Genomic DNA, 13,204 nt, shown 5'->3' with positions numbered 1-13,204 from the left:
AAAAACGGGCTCCCTTTGTGCGCGGATGTGCGCCAGACGATGCCGGCCCCAGCCACGACATGGGCCGGGTGTGATTGCTTGATGAGCAGATGGTTCTAGCGACGACCGGGCCTGCCAATCAGCCCACGGGTGGTTCCTCTTTTCTCCCGAGCCGAAGGCCGTTGGGCCTTCGGCGCCATTCTCCTGCCCATCAACGTCCCGGCCCGGCCATTGGCCTGGGCCACACGAACAGGAGAGACGACATGCACCCTCAACCTTGCGCACCGCTGCTGTACGGCAGACGGAGGTCGAGAACGGCATGCCCGCCTATCGCGCGGCCATCGCCAATGGTACGCTCGGCTGCAGCCGAGGCCGTAGCCCAAAGGCTGGACTACCTCTTTTGCAGAGGTAAACCTCGGGATGAACTGGGCGAAAACATGCCTTATGTGCCCGCCTTACGGCGAGCTGTTTCCGATGCTTCGCGCAGGATTTCCCGCCCCCCATTCGCTGCGATTGCGGCCACGATGACGCCCAGCACCAGATCCGGGATGTTCGACCCGAACCCCATCACCAGCACCCCGGACAGCACAATCGCACCATTGACGATGGAGTCGTTGCTGGTAAAGATCGCTGACGCCTTGAAGTTCACATCTTCCCCGCGATGGCGGCGCAGTAGTCTGAGGCACACTAGGTTCAAAGCCGCGTTCAGCGCGGCCATGGCCATCATGGCTGGGCCGACAGGCTCTTCCCCTCCAGCGAAGCGGCGTAGGACTTCCAACAGCAGCAGCGCGGCCAGGCCGATTAGCAAGAAACCCGACAAGCGGGCCGCGCCCACCTTGACCGTTGCCGCACGACCGACGGCATACAGGCTAACCGCATAGACCGACGCATCGGCGAGGTTGTCCAACCCGGCGCCCATCAGCGCCGTAGAGCCAGCCCAGATGCCAAGGGCAATGCCGGCGGCGGACTGCGTCAGGTTGATCAGCAACACAGTCAGAAGAATCTTTCGGTCCTTCGCATCGCTCGCATCTAGGCGGCCCAACTCGTCGTTTTCGTGATTTCTGTGGTTTTCAGCCATGCATTGTTCCTTCCAAATCGATGGATGCTGAAGCCTGTAGCGGCTGGAGAGTCAAGGCGCAGATGCAACGAACTTGCCACAGGGTCTTCCCGGACGCCCTTGACTCTACCGTAGCTAGAAGGTTTTCCAATCCAGTCAGAGCTTTAGGACAGAACAGATGAGCACCAATGCGCCCCCTTCATTGCGACTGTCATCCGGTATGGCTGCTATCCACTGATCCGTGGCGCCACTGCGGTTGTGCTCTTCGGCGAGCTCGCGACCGGCCGGCCGTCTTTTCCGACGGAGCTACTCACAGTGATCGTCGCGCTCGCTTGTGCCGCCTTGCTAGAGGGCGGGCGGCCTTTCCACTCCCCGTTGAGCCAGTAGCGGCGTTCCAAGCTGTGGTTGGCCGTCGGCGCATGGCTCGGCTTCTTGGTCGTGCATCTGGCCTTCCAGCACTCCAATCTGGGATACCGGGTCGGGCCGTTGGGATTGTTGATCGGGGTGGCTGAAGCCCATCGCTGGCATCACAAGCGTGAGCACGAAGACGCCCAAGTCAACTACGGCGATTTCTGGATGCCCGGGGGCCACTTGTTCAGCGCTTTCCGGTCGCAAAAGCACACGCTGGGCGCCAAAGAGTGACACTCAAGAAAGATGGACTTTCCAATGGACTACGGCCCGCAGCTTGTCTATCCCTTCCGGAGCCGGCCAGCAGCGGCAAACGCTTGCGCTGCTGGCTATACGATCTTGCCCACGTCGCATTCTTGCGCGAGTCGGGCCTTGCGGCTTCTTGCGAAGCGATCGCGAGTTGCGTGGCGTGCCCATGAGTCGGGCCGCGTCGTGGCGCACTGCTACCTTGGCCTGCACCTGCACCTGCGCAGCCACGCCGCGATGCTCGGTCTGGCCTGGAGAACCCGTAAGGTGGCGGAGATTGCGGCGCGCAGGTCGTCCGGCTCGCGCTGGCTCCTGTGGGCCACGCCCTCGGTCGCACGCCGTCTCAAAACGTCAGAACCGCGCGCTTTCGCATGATGGAGCGCGGCACGTGGCTCTCAGAACTGGACCCGATCACTTCCAGCACCGATGACACGCTCGAGCTTCAGGCGGGCTCGGCCAAGCTGTTGAGAATGCCGCACTCGCGCGAGGTTCGGGCGCTATCGCAGGAGCGTCGCAGATCCATTAACTCGCGCTCCAAGGCGCGCAATTCCTTCATCTTGGTCCGCACTTGCGCGATATGAGCGTCGACCAGCGCGTTCACCTCGCCGCAGCCCAACTCTGGCCGATCCCGTAAGTTCAGCAGTTGACGGATCTCATCCAGCGTCATGTCCTTCGCCCGGCAGCGGCGGATGAACAGCAAGCGCTGCAAATGGACTTCGTCATAGAGCCTGAAGTTGCCCTCGCTACGTGCAGGCTCGGGCAGCAAGCCTTCTGACTCGTAAAAGCGCACGGTCTGCACCAAGCAATCTGCCTTCTTGCCCAGTTCACCGATCCGCATCATGGTTGCTTCCTATAAAAAAACTTGACTCTATATCTACTAGAGGTTTTCTAATGATGGCATCCGGGGAAAACCTTGTCAATGAAGAGCGATCTATGAACAAAGAACCTTCCAGCCCATGCGCCTGCTCCGGCGGCAATGGCCAACAGACGGCGTGCGCCAGTGAGCAGGCCAGCACTGAAACCACCGTTTTCCACGTGAGCAACATGGATTGCCGCAATGAGGAAGCACTGGTGCGGCGAACGCTGGAGGGCATGCCCGGTGTCGAGCGGCTCCTGTTCGATCTTCCGCAGCGTTTGTTGACCATTTCGCACCGCGAAGTCTCGGCCGATGCCTTGGAGCAAGCGCTGAATTCGGTGGGCATGAAGGCTCAGGCTGTCCGAGACGCCGCCGTGTCGACCACCTACCGCATCGAGAACATGGACTGCCCGAGCGAGGAGAAACTCATCCGCTCGCACCTCGGGGCAGTCGAGGGAATTCAGGACCTCGACTTCGACCTCGCTGAGCGCACCCTGTCGGTGAAACACCTCGCTCAGGCACGCGCGCAGATGGAGCAGGTCCTGGCCTCGATCGGCATGCGCGCCAAGGAGCAGACCTTCGGCCACACGGGGCCGATCGAAGCCGCGGCTGTGATCCCATCCTCGGCCCTGCAGCAGCAACCAACCGCTGCCGTTTCCGCGCCGCCGATCGGCGAGCGGGTGACGTACCGGATCGAGAACATGGATTGCCCGACGGAAGAAGCGCTGATCCGCGACCGGCTGGGCAAGCTGCCGGGTGTGACCGCGCTCGACTTCAATCTGATGCAGCGTGTGCTGGGAGTCCAGCACACGCTGGCGACCTCAGCGCCGATCGAGAAGGCGCTTGCTTCCATTGGAATGCAGGCTGCGCGGCAGGACATGCAGACAGCCACCACGGTACTTCGCATCGCGAAGATGGACTGTCCGACCGAGGAAAGTCTGATCCGCGGCAAGCTGCAAGGCATGCCGGGCGTGCAGGGAATGGATTTCAACCTGATGCAGCGCACGCTCACGGTTCGGCACACACCCGACGCGATCAAGCCGGCAGTCGAAGCCATCGAATCGCTGGGCATGGAAGCCGAGGTCCAGAGGACTGATGAGCCGCGCGATGCCCCGGTGGCCGCGCACAAGACCAATTGGTGGCCGATGGCGGTTTCGGGCGTTGCGGCGGTGGCCGCCGAAGGCGTGTACTGGGTCAACGACGGCAATCATTGGGCCGTGATCGTGCTGGCACTGGTTTCGATCTTCACCGGCGGCCTCAGCACCTACAAGAAGGGCTGGATCGCGCTGAAGAACCTCAACCTGAACATGAACGCCCTGATGGCCATCGCGGTCACCGGCGGCATGGCGATCGGCCACTGGCCGGAGGCCGCCATGGTCATGTTCCTGTTCGCGTTGGCGGAAGTGATCGAGGCGAAGTCGCTGGACCGCGCCCGCAACGCCATTCGGGGGCTGATGGACTTGGCGCCCGAGACCGCGACCGTGCGGCAGGCCGATGGCTCATGGACAGAGCTGCCGGCCAAGGAGGTCGCAAAGGGCGCGGTGGTCCGCGTGCGTCCTGGCGAGCGCATCGCACTGGACGGCCTGATCACCTCGGGTCGATCGGCCATCAACCAGGCGCCCATCACCGGCGAGAGCCTGCCCGTCGAGAAGGCCGAAGGTGACCAGGTCTTCGCCGGAACCATCAATGAGACCGGCTCTTTCGAATACAAGGTGACCGCAGGCGCCAGCGACTCGACGCTCGCGCGCATCATCCATGCCGTGGAGTCCGCGCAGGGCAGCCGTGCGCCCACGCAGCGCTTCGTCGACCAGTTCGCCCGCGTCTACACGCCGGCGGTGTTCGCGGTGTCCGTGCTGGTTGCCGTCGTGCCGCCGCTCGCCTTCGGCGGCGCATGGTTTGACTGGGTCTACAAGGCCCTGGTACTGCTGGTGATCGCCTGCCCCTGCGCTCTGGTCATCTCCACGCCGGTCACCATCGTCAGCGGCTTGGCCGCTGCCGCCCGACGCGGCATCCTGATCAAGGGTGGCGTCTACCTGGAGGGCGGGCGCAAGCTCAAGGCGTTGGCCCTGGACAAGACCGGCACACTCACACATGGCAAGCCCGAGCAGACCGACTTCGTGCCGCTGATCGGCGAGGCGCAGGAAGTTGCCGCCTGGGCCGCAAGCCTCGCGGCACGCTCGGACCATCCTGTGTCTCAGGCCATCGCCCGCAAGGCGAACCGTGACGGCATCGCGCTGCACGAGGTCGACGACTTCGCGGCGCTGCCTGGCCGCGGCGTGCGCGGCCGCGTCGCCGGGCGCATGTTGCACATGGGCAACCACAGGCTCGCCCAGGAGCTGGGCCTGAGCGAAGCGACGCTCCAGGCTCGGCTGGAGACCCTGGAGCGCCAAGGCAAGACAGCGATCCTGCTGATGGACGATGCGACCGTGCTCGGCATTTTTGCAGTGGCCGACACCGTGAAGGAAACCAGCCGTGAGGCGGTGGCCGACCTGCAGGCGCTGGGTGTGCGCACGCTGATGCTGACGGGGGACAACCAGCACACGGCCGCGGCCATCGCTGCCCAGGTCGGAATCTCTGAAGCCCGTGGTGACCAACTGCCCGAAGACAAGCTCAAGACCATCGAAAGCCTGGTCGGCGGCGAGGGCCAGGTGGGCATGGTGGGCGACGGCATCAACGATTCGCCCGCGCTCGCCCGTGCCGACATCGGCTTCGCCATGGGCGCGGCCGGCACCGACACCGCGATCGAAACAGCCGACGTCGCCCTGATGGACGACGACCTGCGCAAGATCCCCGCCTTCATCCGGCTGTCGCGTAGCACTGCGGCGATCCTCACGCAGAACATCGTTCTGGCCCTTGGCATCAAGGCGGTGTTCCTTGCGTTGACGTTCACAGGGCATGCCACCATGTGGATGGCTGTGTTCGCTGACATGGGGGCAAGTCTTTTGGTTGTCGTCAATGGGCTGCGCCTCCTGAAGTTCAAGGCGGCATGAACAATGGATGAACCATCTCTTCGCAAGACGCAGTGGTACTCACTCGCGATCGTTATATTCGCCGGCGATCAGGCAGCTAAGAGCTACATTGACGCGACAACTCCCTTGGGTTGGTCGCACGAGGTGGCGTCATTCTTCAACCTAGTTCACGCTCTCAATCCCGGCGCGGCGTTCAGCTTCCTTGCTGGCGCGGGCGGCTGGCAGCGGTGGTTTTTTCTGGCGATCGCGTTCGCAATATCGGCATGGCTCGCATGGCTGCTCTCCCGGCCGCTGCGCAAAACGGAAGGCCTTTCGTACAGCCTCATTCTGGGCGGCGCATTGGGCAACGCGTTCGACCGCGCCACGCGCGGGCACGTTATCGACTACATCGACTTTCACCTGCACGGCTGGCACTGGCCCGCCTTCAACATCGCTGACATGGCCATCGTGGGCGGGGCGATCGCGCTGGTGGCCCAGTCGTTCATGAGCGTGGAGAACCCGGCCGCCACAAAGGAGTCCCAGTGACATTGGGACGATCCGGAAATTCGCAATGCACACGGTGCAGGACACCAATCTGAAGAGAACGGCCCCCAGCATGAGCGGCCGCGGCTTGGCCCTCATGCTAGCGCCCACCGCCGCTTTTGCTGCAACGCCCTGTTGCGATGGCGGCGATTGCTGCAACGACGTCGCAATGCCTTGCTGTGAATAAACAGCACGCAAGCCAGTTGACCTGGCAATTATGAAAGTCCATCACGGCGATGCTGGCCTTTTTCGTTCCAATGAGCCGTCACGGAGAGGTGATGATGAAGCTATGCCGGGATCCTGCAAGCTTTAGGACGGTCTTCTTTACCGCATAGCGATATGCTGATGTCACCCGTTCGCCTCGCCTGGCAAGTACAAGTAGTTCGTCGCGGTTTTCTGGCCGTGTCCGCCCGCTTCGCTGGCCCTTTTGCCCCAAACAAGCGCAATCATGCCTGCGTTACCACCAAAGTTCGCCCCCGCCAGTTGCTGTTCCTAAAGGGCATCAAGCTCAACGCCATCGCCGACCGGCCAGCGTATTTCGCATCGCTGCGTGCCCGTCGGGGCCAGCCCATCGTCATCCTCGCAGAGCTGGGACCGGACGAGGCATTCGCCCTGTGGAAGCAGCATGTACTGGGCGACAGGCCTCGCTGACCCAGTTTCGCCTCATCCTCCTGACAGCCCCGCACTTATTGCGGGGCTTTCTTTTTTCCGCGTTCGCCAATCGGGGCTGTTGCAAATGCCGATTTCCGGCTGACGCGGCTCGCCTCGCGCATGAAGCTGCCCGCATGTGTCGCTGATTCGTCAGCACCATGCCAGCAGCCAGAGTTTCCAGGCTGCCGCGGATTCTTTCCGCGCTACCCGCCAGTCCGCCATCGCATCGAGTCTGCGGACGCGCGTCACCCGTGACGCCGATGCTTTTTTCTCAACCGCGTGCGGGAGCTGCCATCCCGTGAGGGACGAGGCCCCGCTTTTTCCAAGGAGCCCGTCCACGTCCCAGCAAGCCTCTTTCGGCCAGTTGGCCTTGATCCATTGCGGCAAGTTCCTGCCGCTCGAAATCCTGCATAGCGCCGCCGGCCACTACATCGGCACGCGCGATACAGAAGGTCCCGTTTCGCGGGAATCCTGCCAGTACTTCCGCAGCTATGCCGCGGCTCAACGTGCCCTCGAAAGAGGCGGCGGGTCCCAGCTCGCCACACCCTGATCCAACTGGAGGAACCACGTCATGAACCAGCTTTTGCCCCAGGAAGTCGTCGATCAGATCATGCGGGAAGAGCAGCATTTCGCCGCCGCGCCCCAAGCCTTCTTCGAGGTCTGGAAGCGCGGCGTCGAGATCGCAGGCCCGCAATGGTTTGGCGACGGCACGCGCGAAGGCCTGAACCAGGCAAAGAGCAAGTGGGATCTGCGTCCCGACATGCTGCGTGCCAACGACGCACTCGGCGTCCTGAGCAGCGGGGAACGCATGTTCCTGTCCGCCATGTTCAGCTTCTACAACGCGCGCGAGGGCGGTGCCATGCTCAAGCGCTGCCACTTCCAAGGACTGTCGGACTTCGATGGTCTCGATCTGCAACGCCGCAAGGTCATCGCCGATCTGTTGGTGAACTACAGCGGTTGGTGAGCCGGTCTGCGGCATACCACCGTCTTTTTGTTCACTGCCCATGAGGGACATGCGTCCACGCGGCCATGTCCCTCGATTTTTCTTCCGTCAGCCTGCGCCGATTGGCCCAAAGCCCTCGATCAGTGCCGCCTGACGCTTTTTCCACTTTCAACCCACCGGGGTTCAATTCCCGGTGGCGGGAATTGGCTCCATTATTCAATCTGGAGAAATTCCATGACCCAGAATCCCAATCCCTTTGTACGCGGCTACTGGAATCTGAGAGTCGTCCGAACGCTGTGCATCTGCTACGGGGACGGAAGCCCGCATGTCTGGCGATCCATCCACACGAGCCAAGCGCATCTTTCCGACAACGACCTGATCTCATCGCCTTGCATCGTCACCAGCGACTTCGCGTTGATCAAAAGCGGCACTGACGCCATCAGCGACGAGCTGATTGCTGAATGTGATGCTGTTGAAGGCATCAACGGCGAAGGCGTGGTGGGCGCCGTGGTCTATGCCATCCATGGCGACGACCTCGACGGCCGCCCGGTCCATGTCGGTGATACCTATTCGGCCGAAGCCGCGCGAGACGTGGTGCAGCGGTTGAGTTTCGAGACCGGCTATTACAGCCGGTGCTGGGAAGTCAGCAGCGCGCACATCTGCCAGGAAACCGGCCAGTACCTCGCCAACCTGGCAGACCTCGCCACGCCGGAGGCTTTTCTGTTCATCGCCTTTCGGGTTCCGTACAGCCCGGCGATTGGCGTCAAGCTGATCTCCACGCCCTGGACAGACAAGAACCTGGAATATGCCGAGGGCATCAGTGCTGAGCAGCTTCGACAGGAGCACCGCGACAAGGGCATGCCTGACGACCTGGCGAACATCCTTGAACTGGCCGGCCAGGCAGATGTGCGCATCCTCATCCTCGATGCCGACGCACCCGCGCTACTGGGCTTGCCACTGGCCGAGACCTAGCAGACACGCGACGCGCAAGCCTTCCCCTTTATCCCCCATATGCCAGCCCGCCTCCCACCAGGAGCCGGGCTGGTTCAATTCCATAGGAGCAATCTCATGTTCCCCGATCTCATCTTGCCCACGCCCGACTTCGAGAATCAGCTTGGAGCCTGCGTCAACGCCATGAGCCAGGACGACGCCATCGGCCAGATCCTGGTGTTCGAGCGCATGAGCGGTACGCTGCACATGCGCCATATCGACAGCGCCGATCTGGTGGACACCGACATTGACGACTACGAAATGGTCGTCTTCGACGGTGGCAACACAAGCGGCGACACGTGGAAACACGTGTTCTTTCCGCGTCAGCGCGAGCACTACTTCGTGTACCAAGCCTGATTCCTCCAGCCCCTTTCGAGGGGCTTTTTCTTGCCCGCAGCACAGGAAAACGGTTGTGGTGCGGTGCCGTTTCCTGCGGGCAGGCAGACCGCCCCAGCGCCATGCTTGCCCCATGTTCGTCGGCGTTGCCGGCACATGCCCAAGCAGTCGAGACCTTCGAGGCTGCAAGCGCGGGAAACCGTGCTGGTCGTTTCTTCCTACGGACCTACCGCGTCCATCCACGCCACCCACAAGGGACCTCTCCCTTGCGGGCGGGGAATCCCTTGTTTTTCCTCAAGGAGTTTCCCCATGGATCGTTCCCTCATCAAATCCATGATGCCTTCGCTGGTCGCAGGCCATGTGCCCCGCAACGTGCGGTCGTTCAAGTACCGCGTGTTCGATGATCAGCCGCTGTCCTCAACGCTGGGCTTCGCCATCGACCCCCAACCCTTCGACGGCAAGGTGGTCGCCGCGACCGACGATGCCATCGTCGTCAAGCTCAAGCCTTCCGAGTTCGCGGTGCTCGATCCCAGCCTGGTGACCACGGTTCCTGCCGAAGGCGCCAAGGTGCATGTCCAACCCTATGCCCGTCGTCGCTTCGACGGACTGCGCGCGGACACGCCGGAGGTCATCACCGAGGAGACTTCGGACGGCACGCCGTACACCATCACGAGGCACATCCTCGGCTCGGCGCCGGCCAAGCTGCCCATTCCCACGCCGCAGTGCATGGAGTTGGGCCAGCTCATCGAGCAGTTGGAGGAGATGCCGGCCCCCGATCGCTTCCGGCGCATCACCCACATGCTGGTGGATGCCGGTGCCCGCGACTTCACCTGGGTCGATCCCACGCCCTCCAAGATCATCGAGACCCCGCCGGCGATCAGCTTCACGGTCTCGACCGCGAAGTTCGAGGGCCGGGTGACGATCCTCTACGACCGCGGCGGAGACACCTACGTGGTGGAACTGCACCGTCAGAACGGTGAATCGGTCGAACTGGTCGATCGGCACGACGAGGTGTATTTCGACATGCTCGGCGAAGTGCTGGAGAGGCTCATCGACGACGGGCGCTGGCGCCAGATCGACGTGAGCATCCTCGACGCGAAAGCGGCCCGCAAGCGCCAGGCCGTCCCGGCATGACGCCCCGCAGCGAAACCGGGCGGTCCTGCGGCTGACCCGAGGCATCCGCCACGGCGTTCCAGCCGTTCCGGCCGCGTGCACTACAGGCCCTTCATCCCATCGGATGGAGGCCTTTCTCATTCTTCCACACAGGAGATTTCATCCATGTCACTGCGATTCAAAGGCGCTGACCTGCGCCCCGTGCTGACCGAAGCCATCGCCAATCAGGGGTCGTCTCAGAAAACGGAAAAAAATCGTACGCTAAGAGCCGAAGTGGGCCCTTTAGCAGCAATGCAAAGCTGCGATCAACGGGCAGGAAACATTGCCATGGTGCGCGTTGCACTCTCTCACTAGCGTCGACAGGGCCTCTTCCATCCGCGTGAGGTCCGCCATGCGTGCGCGCACATCGGCCAGCCGGTGAGCAGCCAGTTCGGCCGCCTCGCTGCAATGGGTGCCGTCCTCCAGTTTCAGGAGCTGGCCGACTTCATCCAGGCTGAATCCCAGGCGCTGGGCTGACTTCACGAACTTCACCCGCGCCACGTCCGCCTGCCCGTAGCGGCGGATGCGACCGTAGGGCCGCTCCGGCTGGGGTAGCAAGCCCTTGAGCTGATAGAAGCGGATCGTCTCCACGTTGACCCGGGCTGCCTTGGCGAAGGCCCCGATGGTCAGATTCTCTTGAGCGTTCTCCATGGCGCTTGACTCCGTAGTTGACTACGGAAGTAACGTTACAGCATCAAGCGAAGTCCCGGAAGGAGAACCTTATGTCGGAACCCAAGAACGGCCGCGGCGCACTGGCGACCGGCGGCGTCGCGGCCGTCCTCGCCTCGGCCTGCTGCCTCGGCCCCCTTGTCCTGGTCGCGCTCGGCTTCTCTAGCGCGTGGATCGGCAACCTGACCGTGCTGGAGCCGTATCGGCCGATCTTCATCGGCGCAGCGCTCATCGCGCTGTTCTTCGCCTGGCGCAGCATCTTCCGACCAGCCCATGCCTGCAAGCCCGGCGACGTTTGCGCCGTGCCCCAAGTGCGGACTGCCTACAAGGTGATCTTCTGGATCGTGGCCGCCCTGGTTCTGGTTGCCCTCGCGTTTCCCTACGTCCTGCCGCTGTTCTACTGAAAGGAGATCACCATGAAGAAACTCACCACCCTCACCACCCTCACCACCCTCACCACCCTCATCGCCCTGGCCGCCGCTCTAAGCGCGCCCGCCTGGGCTGCCACCAAGACCGTCACCCTGTCGGTGCCCGGCATGACCTGCGCCGCGTGCCCGATCACGGTCAAGACGGCTCTGTCCAAGGTCGCCGGCGTCGAGAAGGCCGAAGTCAGCTTCGAGAAGCGGGAGGCCGTCGTCACCTTCGACGAGGCCAAGACCAATGCCGACGCCTTGACCAAGGCCACCGCAAACGCGGGTTACCCGTCCAGCGTCAAGCAGTGAGGGCGTAATCATGGCCGAGGCGATCACCCTCCACATCGAAGGCATGACCTGCACGTCGTGCGCCGAGCACGTCCAGCAGGCTTTGACGAACGTGCCCGGCGTGCGCGCGGCCTCGGTGTCCTATCCGCAGCGGCAGGCCGAAATCGAGGCGGATGCAGGCGTGAGCGTGGCCCCGCTGGTTGCCGCAGTGGCCACGCTCGGCTATCGCGCACGGCTTACCGACACGCCGAACAAGCCTGCCGGCCTGCTAGACAAGGCGCTGGGCTGGCTCGGTGGCGAAACGAAGCATGTTGGCGGTGAACAAGCGCTGCACGTGGCTGTGATAGGCAGCGGCGGCGCGGCGATGGCGGCTGCCTTGAAGGCCGTGGAGCAAGGCGCCCGCGTCACGCTGATCGAGCGCGGCACCATCGGCGGCACCTGCGTCAATGTCGGCTGCGTGCCGTCCAAGATCATGATCCGCGCCGCGCACATCGTCCACCTGCGCCGCGAAAGCCCGTTCGATGCTGGCCTGCCGGCCGCAGCGCCCGCTGTACTGCGCGAGCGGCTGCTGGCCCAGCAACAAGGCCGCGTCGAGGAGCTGCGCCATGCCAAGTACGAAGGCATCCTGGCAAGCACTCCGGCCATCACCGTGCTGCGCGGCGAGGCCCGGTTCAGGGACACGCGCACGCTGACCGTGGCGACCGCTGACGGCGGCACGCACGAGGTGAACTTCGACCGCTGCCTGATTGCCACCGGCGCGAGCCCGGCGCTTCCGCCAATCCCGGGCCTTGCGGACACACCCCACTGGACCTCCACCGAGGCGCTGGAAAGCAGCTCGCTCCCCGAGCGGCTGGCCGTGATTGGTTCCTCCGTGGTGGCGGTCGAGTTGGCGCAAGCCTTCGCCCGGCTGGGCAGCCAGGTCACGATCCTGGCGCGCAGCACGCTGTTCTTCCGAGAAGACCCGGCCATCGGGGAAGCCGTAACAGACGCCTTCCGCGCCGAGGGCATCGAGGTGCTGGACCACACCCAGGCGAGCCACGTTGCCTATGCGGGCGGGGAATTCGTGCTCACCACCGGGCAGGGGGAAGTGCGCGCCGACAAGCTGCTGGTCGCCACCGGTCGCGCGCCGAACACGCGCAGCCTGAACCTTGAAGCGGCAGGCGTCGAAGTCAATGCGCAGGGAGCCATCGTCATCGACCGCGCCATGCGCACGAGCGCACCGCACATCTTTGCTGCCGGCGACTGCACCGACCAGCCGCAGTTCGTCTATGTGGCGGCGGCGGCCGGCACGCGCGCCGCGATCAACATGACCGGCGGCGACGCGGCGCTGGACCTGACGGCGATGCCGGCGGTGGTGTTCACCGATCCGCAGGTGGCGACCGTGGGCTACAGCGAGGCGGAAGCGCACCACGACGGCATCGAGACCGACAGCCGGCTGCTGACGCTCGACAACGTGCCGAGGGCGCTCGCCAACTTCGACACGCGCGGCTTCATCAAGCTGGTGGCGGAAGCTGGCTCAGGGCGGCTGATCGGCGTACAGGCGGTCGCGCCGGAAGCGGGCGAACTGATCCAGACGGCCGCGCTGGCGATCCGCCACCGGATGACCGTGCAGGAGCTGGCCGACCAGTTGTTCCCCTACCTGACCATGGTCGAGGGACTGAAGCTCGCGGCGCAGACCTTCAACAAGGACGTGAAGCAACTGTCCTGTTGCGCCGGATGAGGAAA

Annotated in this window: 16 protein-coding genes; 13 read left to right on the top strand and 3 right to left on the bottom strand. The window is 63.6% G+C overall.

Going from position 1 to position 13,204, the window contains the following annotated elements; genetic code table 11:
* Nucleotides 1-421: 421 nt before the first annotated feature.
* A complete protein-coding gene (locus ACMZPQ_RS06080) occupies nt 422-1,057 on the bottom strand; it encodes a cation efflux transmembrane domain-containing protein (protein WP_003098972.1) in 636 nt (211 codons plus the stop codon).
* A 411-nt stretch (nt 1,058-1,468) separates the two neighbouring features.
* Here ACMZPQ_RS06080 and ACMZPQ_RS06075 point away from each other — a divergent pair, with 411 nt between their 5' ends.
* Both ACMZPQ_RS06075 and ACMZPQ_RS06070 read left to right on the top strand, forming a co-directional pair.
* Entirely contained in the window at nt 1,469-1,678 is a 210-nt protein-coding gene (locus ACMZPQ_RS06075) for a sterol desaturase family protein (protein ID WP_014747696.1), read from the top strand.
* A gap of 12 nt (nt 1,679-1,690) precedes the next feature.
* A complete protein-coding gene (locus tag ACMZPQ_RS06070) occupies nt 1,691-2,065 on the top strand; it encodes a DUF3703 domain-containing protein (protein WP_055312603.1) in 375 nt (124 codons plus the stop codon).
* Nucleotides 2,066-2,132: 67 nt separating this feature from the next.
* Here the strand turns inward: ACMZPQ_RS06070 and cadR are convergent, their stop codons facing one another.
* A complete protein-coding gene (gene cadR, locus ACMZPQ_RS06065) occupies nt 2,133-2,531 on the bottom strand; it encodes a Cd(II)/Pb(II)-responsive transcriptional regulator (protein WP_003098965.1) in 399 nt (132 codons plus the stop codon).
* A 92-nt stretch (nt 2,532-2,623) separates the two neighbouring features.
* Here cadR and ACMZPQ_RS06060 point away from each other — a divergent pair, with 92 nt between their 5' ends.
* The 8 genes from ACMZPQ_RS06060 to ACMZPQ_RS06025 all read left to right on the top strand — a co-directional run bounded on the left by ACMZPQ_RS06060 (nt 2,624) and on the right by ACMZPQ_RS06025 (nt 10,091).
* Nucleotides 2,624-5,536, top strand: coding sequence for a heavy metal translocating P-type ATPase (locus ACMZPQ_RS06060; protein ID WP_003098961.1), 2,913 nt, complete (start codon nt 2,624-2,626; stop codon nt 5,534-5,536).
* A gap of 3 nt (nt 5,537-5,539) precedes the next feature.
* Nucleotides 5,540-6,040, top strand: a complete 501-nt coding sequence (gene lspA / locus ACMZPQ_RS06055; RefSeq protein ID WP_003098955.1) for a signal peptidase II — start codon at nt 5,540-5,542, stop codon at nt 6,038-6,040.
* A 336-nt stretch (nt 6,041-6,376) separates the two neighbouring features.
* Entirely contained in the window at nt 6,377-6,688 is a 312-nt protein-coding gene (locus tag ACMZPQ_RS06050) for a hypothetical protein (RefSeq protein ID WP_003108988.1), read from the top strand.
* Nucleotides 6,689-6,824: 136 nt separating this feature from the next.
* A complete protein-coding gene (locus ACMZPQ_RS06045; protein ID WP_003098951.1) occupies nt 6,825-7,238 on the top strand; it encodes a hypothetical protein in 414 nt (137 codons plus the stop codon).
* 21 nt (nt 7,239-7,259) lie between these two features.
* Nucleotides 7,260-7,652: a hypothetical protein gene (locus ACMZPQ_RS06040; protein WP_003098949.1), complete on the top strand. Its 393-nt coding sequence runs from the start codon at nt 7,260-7,262 to the stop codon at nt 7,650-7,652.
* 213 nt (nt 7,653-7,865) lie between these two features.
* Nucleotides 7,866-8,603, top strand: a complete 738-nt coding sequence (locus tag ACMZPQ_RS06035) for a DUF5983 family protein (protein ID WP_003098947.1) — start codon at nt 7,866-7,868, stop codon at nt 8,601-8,603.
* 96 nt (nt 8,604-8,699) lie between these two features.
* Nucleotides 8,700-8,978: a hypothetical protein gene (locus ACMZPQ_RS06030; RefSeq protein ID WP_003098943.1), complete on the top strand. Its 279-nt coding sequence runs from the start codon at nt 8,700-8,702 to the stop codon at nt 8,976-8,978.
* Nucleotides 8,979-9,266: 288 nt separating this feature from the next.
* The gene (locus ACMZPQ_RS06025) at nt 9,267-10,091 is read left to right on the top strand and encodes a hypothetical protein (RefSeq protein WP_003098941.1); all 825 of its coding nucleotides are present in this window, start codon (nt 9,267-9,269) and stop codon (nt 10,089-10,091) included.
* A 261-nt stretch (nt 10,092-10,352) separates the two neighbouring features.
* Here ACMZPQ_RS06025 and merR read toward each other — a convergent pair whose 3' ends face one another.
* Complete coding sequence (gene merR / locus ACMZPQ_RS06020; protein ID WP_003098939.1) at nt 10,353-10,760, bottom strand: mercury resistance transcriptional regulator MerR; 408 nt, start codon at nt 10,758-10,760, stop codon at nt 10,353-10,355.
* A 71-nt stretch (nt 10,761-10,831) separates the two neighbouring features.
* Here merR and merT point away from each other — a divergent pair, with 71 nt between their 5' ends.
* Genes merT through merA form a run of 3 tightly spaced genes read left to right on the top strand, consistent with a single transcriptional unit; the run spans nt 10,832 to nt 13,199 of the window.
* Nucleotides 10,832-11,182, top strand: a complete 351-nt coding sequence (gene merT / locus ACMZPQ_RS06015; protein WP_003098936.1) for a mercuric ion transporter MerT — start codon at nt 10,832-10,834, stop codon at nt 11,180-11,182.
* 12 nt (nt 11,183-11,194) lie between these two features.
* Entirely contained in the window at nt 11,195-11,500 is a 306-nt protein-coding gene (gene merP / locus ACMZPQ_RS06010; protein ID WP_003098934.1) for a mercury resistance system periplasmic binding protein MerP, read from the top strand.
* Between the two features lie 10 nt (nt 11,501-11,510).
* Nucleotides 11,511-13,199: a mercury(II) reductase gene (gene merA, locus ACMZPQ_RS06005; RefSeq protein ID WP_003098932.1), complete on the top strand. Its 1,689-nt coding sequence runs from the start codon at nt 11,511-11,513 to the stop codon at nt 13,197-13,199.
* The last annotated feature ends 5 nt before the right edge of the window (nt 13,200-13,204 follow it).

It is taken from the genome of Stenotrophomonas maltophilia, assembly GCF_047497515.2.
GTDB lineage: Bacteria > Pseudomonadota > Gammaproteobacteria > Xanthomonadales > Xanthomonadaceae > Stenotrophomonas.
Note: the sequence above shows the minus strand (reverse complement) of the source record. Positions and strands in the feature narration are given on the sequence as shown.